The 1190-nt window shown below is 68.0% G+C and carries 2 protein-coding genes; one reads left to right on the top strand and one right to left on the bottom strand.

The window, feature by feature from the left end; all coding sequences use genetic code 11:
- Positions 1–384, bottom strand: a 384-nt coding sequence (locus tag Q0112_RS13985) for a MoxR family ATPase (RefSeq protein ID WP_297976289.1), incomplete at its 3' end; no start/stop codon positions are given.
- 209 nt (positions 385–593) lie between these two features.
- Between Q0112_RS13985 and dksA the strand changes: the two genes are divergently transcribed.
- Positions 594–1016 (top strand): RNA polymerase-binding protein DksA, encoded by a 423-nt coding sequence (dksA, locus tag Q0112_RS13990; protein WP_297976291.1) that lies wholly within the window; start codon positions 594–596, stop codon positions 1014–1016.
- Positions 1017–1190 lie beyond the last annotated feature (174 nt).

Raw genomic sequence — 1190 nt, forward strand, 5'->3', positions numbered from 1 at the left:
CAGGTCGTTCGGGAACTCGATGTCGGCCTTGTCGATCTCGTCGATCAGCAGCACGACCTTGCCCTCCGACTCGAAGGCGCGCCAGAGCGGCCCCTTGCGGATGTAGTTCCGGACGTCGTGCACCCGTTCCTCGCCAAGCTGGCTGTCGCGCAACCGGCTGACGGCGTCGTACTCGTAGAGCCCCTGCGCCGCCTTGGTGGTCGACTTCACGTGCCATTCGAGGAGCGGCAGGCGCAGGCTCGCCGCGATCTGCCGCGCGAGCTCGGTCTTGCCGGTCCCGGGCTCGCCCTTGACGAGCAGCGGGCGCTCGAGCGCGATGGCGGCGTCGACCGCGACGGTCAGGTCCGGCGTGGCGACGTAATCCGCCGTCCCTTCGAATTTCATCGTTCGTTCTGCCCGCTGCCGATCGCTCGGCGTCAACCTAGCAGCGCGCGTCGGTTAAGCAAGTTCCCTCATGTTCCTCGTGACATCCCGCGGGAAAGGCTATATCGGGTGCCCAGCGAAAACGATCGGGCCCGGGTAGTCGGAGACAGCTCGGCGCAGAGCTCGGCGGCGAAGTGACGGCCCGGTAACCATTTGAGGTGTGAGCGTCCATGAAGGCCGAAACGAAGTTCGACGTCGAGTACCTGCCGAGCGAAGACGAACCCTTCATGAACCCCCGCCAGCTCGACTACTTCCGCCGCAAGCTCTTGGCCTGGAAGGCGTCGATCCTGGCGGAGAACAAGGGCACCATCGAGCACATGCAGGAGGGGACGCGCAACATCCCCGACATCGCCGACCGCGCCTCCGAGGAGACCGACCGCGCGCTCGAGCTCCGCACCCGCGACCGCCAGCGCAAGGTCGTCTCCAAGATCGACGCCGCGCTCCGCCGCATCGAGGAGGGCACCTACGGCTACTGCGAGGAGACCGGCGAGCCCATCTCGCTCAAGCGCCTCGACGCCCGCCCCATCGCCACCCTCTCGCTCGAGGCGCAGGAGCGCCACGAGCGCAAGGAGCGCGTCCACCGCGACGACTGATCCGGGCCGCTCGGCTGCGCCGCCTCCCGCGACACGACTCGTCCGTCGGAAAGCCCGCGGCTCACGGCTGAACGGTATTGGTGGCCCAGACCGCCGCACCGTCGGGACGGTAGATGACGACGTTGCCGTCGTCCCGGACGACCAGGCGGCTGCCCGGATTGTTGCCGGTGGCGC

Origin of the sequence: uncultured Amaricoccus sp., assembly GCF_937858865.1 — a bacterium.
GTDB lineage: Bacteria > Pseudomonadota > Alphaproteobacteria > Rhodobacterales > Rhodobacteraceae > Amaricoccus.